The sequence below is a fragment of the Bacteroidota bacterium genome (assembly GCA_034723125.1).
Taxonomy (GTDB): Bacteria; Bacteroidota; Bacteroidia; order CAILMK01; family JAAYUY01; genus JAYEOP01.
The window spans coordinates 1-5,014 of record JAYEOP010000079.1 but is presented as its reverse complement, the minus strand read 5'-3'; the positions used below and the strand labels follow the sequence as shown (position 1 = coordinate 5,014).

2 protein-coding genes are annotated in these 5,014 nt (G+C 31.6%); both read right to left on the bottom strand.

Annotation, left to right across the window (positions count from 1 at the left end; genetic code table 11):
* Window positions 1-2,351 (bottom strand): T9SS type A sorting domain-containing protein (locus U9R42_02390; protein MEA3494863.1); only part of this gene is annotated, 2,351 nt, incomplete at its 3' end.
* A gap of 27 nt (window positions 2,352-2,378) precedes the next feature.
* Complete coding sequence (locus tag U9R42_02385) at window positions 2,379-4,427, bottom strand: hypothetical protein (protein MEA3494862.1); 2,049 nt, start codon at window positions 4,425-4,427, stop codon at window positions 2,379-2,381.
* Window positions 4,428-5,014 lie beyond the last annotated feature (587 nt).

The following is a 5,014-nucleotide window of genomic DNA, read 5'->3' as shown; positions in this document are numbered from 1 at the left end:
AATTCAATAATATAAATTCCTTTATTAAATTTTGCTACATCAACAGCAAAATTAAAGTTTTCATTTACTGCTTTTTCATCTGAGTAAAGTTTTTTACCTAATTGGTTATAAATACTTACTGTCAAATTTTCTAATGCTTTTGCACTTCCTTTAATTATAAGTTTGCTTGATGTAGGATTTGGAAAAATAAGAATATCACTAATATTGTTGTTCAACTCTTTAATTCCTGTAACTGTAATATATGCTGTTTTAGTTATAGAATCTGTAGCATCAGCATTCATAACTTTCATTTTTACATCATAATTTCCAACAGTATTATAAGTTACTACAGGATTTCTTTCAATTGAAGTAGCAGGACTGCCGCCATCAAATTTCCAATTATATGTTGTTGGAATTGGTGAATTTGTTGTGTTGTCATAAAAATTAACGTCTAATGGTAAATCACCTGAATTAATATCAGAAGAAAAATCAGGCATCAAAGTATATTCTGATGAAAAGCCACCTATATCATTCAAATCTCTTGGTAATAATTTATTATTCCCAAAACTGTAGTATGAAATTCCTCTTATGAAATCAAGTTTCATATCTTCAGAAAGTGAATCTACATTAAAACCTCCGGGAATAAAATTTGATTGATCATCTGCTCTATATCCTTCTGTTTTTGATGAATCAAATCCAATTGCCCATTCACCGTAATTACTAGGATCATCAGGGTTAACATTTACAACATAAATATTATCAAACTGAATTAACATTGCCTCATAAGCTTCGGCATATTCCTGAACCTGAGCTGAAAGCGAATCGGGAGGAATGTTCTTTATAGGATTAGGTATAGCATTGTTAATGGATAACAATTCAAAATTATTATTACCTGCATTTTCAAGATATGTTACGCCATATTGTTCTGTAACAATAGCTGATTTTATTTCAATAGAATCACCAATTTTTAATGTTGAAAGCCCGTCTCCTGCTGTTGCTTTTATAAATATTCCTGAATAGGGGTCAGTACCGTTTTGGATACAAACAAATCCTAACTGAGATAAGGCACTTGTAACAACAGCTTTTAATGAAATTCCACTTAAAGTATCACCATTCCACAATGAATTCCCACTTGTTAAAGGAGTCTCCTGAATATCTGAAATTCTTGTAATTCCTTCATCTGTTACTATATACATTGAACCTGTTGCAAGTGAATCAGGAAAGTATGCTACCAAACTGCTATCATCAATAGCTCTTATATAAAAATTTACATATTCACCATTTGCTACAGGAGGTATTTTTACTGAATATTTATTTCCACCCAAATCGTCCATGTTAATTGTAGAAAAACTTTTGTTTCCCAAACCGATAGAATAAAATAATTCAGCTTTTACAATGCTTCCATCATTATCTGAAATTTCAGCCATTACTTTTACTTCATCTGTTGAGCTTGCAATTACAGGATATCTTGATACTTTTGAAATAAATGGTGCTGCTGCCGCAATACTTATGTCACTAGGAAAAATTGGGGCGATTCTAAATTCGGTACCACCTGCTCCTGAAAGACTTTCCATAATAGCACCACGAATATATTTAAGACGAGTACCTATTGATGGTGGTGTGAAAGTAACATTTGCCCAAGGTGCATCATGCTTATCGTCATTTCTATAATAGGCTGATACATCACGAATTCCAATTTTATTCCCTTTAGAATCTTGAACAAACCAATAATATCTGTCAGGTCCACCGCTAACATCAACAACTGTAACGTCATTAAACTGAACCATTCTTCCTTCGTACTGTTCACCTGTTGTGTACATTACATTCTGCCCACCTGATCCATCGTTTTTCATAAAAATATCAACTCCAAGAACTACTGCTTCTACAGGCATTGCTGTATCAATGGAGCTTGGAATATCAATAATTTCACTTTCAATAGGTAAAAGATTAAGCTGAGTATTACCGTCATAAGTTGATAGAATTCCTGTACATTTTATTCTATAACCTGCAATAAAATTTTCATAAAATTTAACATCACTATTAAGATCTCCAAGTGAACCTGAATATCCAATTTGATTAGGGTCAATAAAAACATTTATTGCTCCAAAGGGTTTAAAAGATGTGTCTTGCAACCAAGTTGCCTTTCTATTAGTACTCATTCCGTAATAAATGGATGTAAAATTCACAACACCTTCAATTGTTATGGTGTCAGACTCTCCATCATTGGAAAAATAAATCGGTGCTGAGGTTCCTGCCGATAATGTTGCTTGATCAACAAATTGCACACTATCAATAGGAACAACTGTTCCGTGTTGTGCAAACAAAAAACTGCTTATAAAAAGCATGATAAATAATGTGTATAGTTTCTTCATTGTTAAAATGTTTTAAATATTTAAAAATTATTTTAATATCGCAAATTTTCCTTTTTTAATAATATTATTATTTAAGTCCTTTACAGTAAATAAATAAAGCCCTTGTGTAATTGACTGGCTATTTTCTGATAAAATATCCCAAGCATGCTCTCCACCTGAAAATATTTTTTTATCAGAACCTGAATAATTATCAAACCACCGAATATCCTCCCCTTGATAAAATTCAGCATCATGAAATAATGTAGTAACAATATCTCCTGACAATGTATAAATTATAATTTCACATTTTTTCGGTAAATTATAAAAATACAGTTTTCTGGTTTTGGAAGAAACACCATCCCAAGCAGCACTTACTCTGTATGGATTAGGATAAACACCTATTTCAGTTTTTTCACTATTGTCTGCTGTTGTACCAACAAAAACACTATATGAATTTTCAATAAAAGAAGATTCGAGAGGGTCAAGTTTTAATTTTTTATCTCCTTCATCAAATGCTGTAAGAATAAATAAATACTGCCAACCGTTTAAAAGTCCTTCAATTGAATAATGAAAAGTATATTCAACAGAATCACCCTCAAAAAATTTAGGCTGGCTAAGTTCAATTGCTTGAAATCCATTGTTGTAACCAATATTATTCCCCATAGAATCCCATTGTGCAATAATCTTGGCATTTGATTTCATATTTAAATTCAGGTCGTCCCCAACTTTTGTTCTGTACAATCTGTAGCCTTCAAAATCCATTTTTTTAGAAATAGGATCAACAGAAAAAACGGAAGAATTATCCCAATAAATATCAACTTTATTATTTGATGAAATCACTTTTACCTTTGGTGATTTAGGTGGCTCGGGTAAAATATATCTGTCAAGTTCATTATTCCCATTCAAATCTTCCTCTGCATCAAGTTTCCCGTTTTCATTCAAATCTTCACCAAGAAATGTACGTTTTGCCCAATTTAAATGCTCGTATAGTTCAGCTCTTGAAGCATCATTGTCAGTTTTATAAACTAATTGCTTGGCAGCTACAAAAGCCATTGAAAAATAAACGGTTTCTCCCGGAAGTATTTCAGGGATTACACCTGCTGTATGTAATTGGGTTTTGTTGCTTGCTTGCTTTAGTTGTGGATCAGGAAAAATTAATCCTTTTTTCATTTTGTTATATCTCTGAATATCATCAGCAGGAGCACCGTATTTACTACCATCAAATTTTCTGAAATTCCAGAAATTTGCATAAGTATTAAAATTATATCCTGAATCGGCAATTAATTTTTTGTTGTTGGGATGTAAATATTGACCTCTCCACAACACTCCAAGAAACTGGTTAGCCGCATAAGATTGTGTGTAATCGTAGTCATCACCCAAAACCTGATAAACATAAAGTGCATTAAAAGAATCAACATATCCACCACCACCTTTGTTGTAAAAAGAAGTCCCATTATCCTGAGTAACATTTATATTACGCACTACAAGGTCGTTCCAAACGCCCAAATAAACAGAATCCCATCTGTTATCGGAAAAATTTGTTATTTCATAATTAAGTATTACAAAAAAATCAGCAAAAGAAAAATTCCATGCGTAAGATTCTAATTTGACAACTGCTTTTAAAGGATAATCATGATTAGAAATAGGAATACTTGTTCCGGGAATTACAACATTCGAATCTGTTGTCCACACAATTACATCCTGATGTGATTGAGCACTTCCGCTAAAATGCTCGCTTGAAGGTAAAGATGATTTTTCATCAATTGATTTTATAGAAGTAAATTCAAATCCATTACCTCCTGCAAAATAGCCATAAGGAGCATCAACTGAGGTTGTTGAAACGCGTATCTGACCACCTATTGATGCACCTATCCACAAACCTCCTTCAAAAAGATGTTCTATTCCTGAATTTAAAGGATATTCCATAGATGGACCTTCTGATGGATTATTTCTAATATTAGGATTCCCTATTGTTCCTGCACTATTAATCCTTAATCCGATATTTCCCACATCAACAGTCTTGTAACTTACTGATTGACCATAAATTAAAATATGGCAAGAAATCAAGAATAATATAATAAAAACAGCTTTTTTCATAAACAACAAAAGTAGTATTTTTATAATAGGGAGGTATTAATATTTTTTTATTTTCTTAATCTTGAATCCTGAATCTTTTAAATCCTGTTTTTGTTTTTTTTCTTTGTGCTGGGTTTATACAAATCGTGATTTGTCTTTACATTCTTTCATTATGAATCTTACATCTTGTGAAACGAAGTTTAGTATAAGCTGTTAATATTCTTTAAATATATTTAAAATATTTTGACATACGAGCTGTATAAATAACGTTTGACAGAATAGTTTAAATATATTTAAATATTCTTGGCAATTATGAAAATTTACTATATCTTTCAACAGAGAAATTTAAGACAGCTATACCAAAAGATATAGCAAAAAGTACTTTATATAGATATAGGCAAATGATAAAAAATCACTTGGCCATTAATGAATACACAAGTGAAATAAAACAAGCTCTTCAAAAAGAAGCGATAGACCTAGCTATAATGTATCCCATTTTCAAGACCAGTAAAACAAGTTTTCTTATTCCACCTCTCTACGATACCGATGGTAACAGTTTTGCTCCTTTTGAGTCTGCATTATTAACAGCTTGATAGTAAATCTCATTT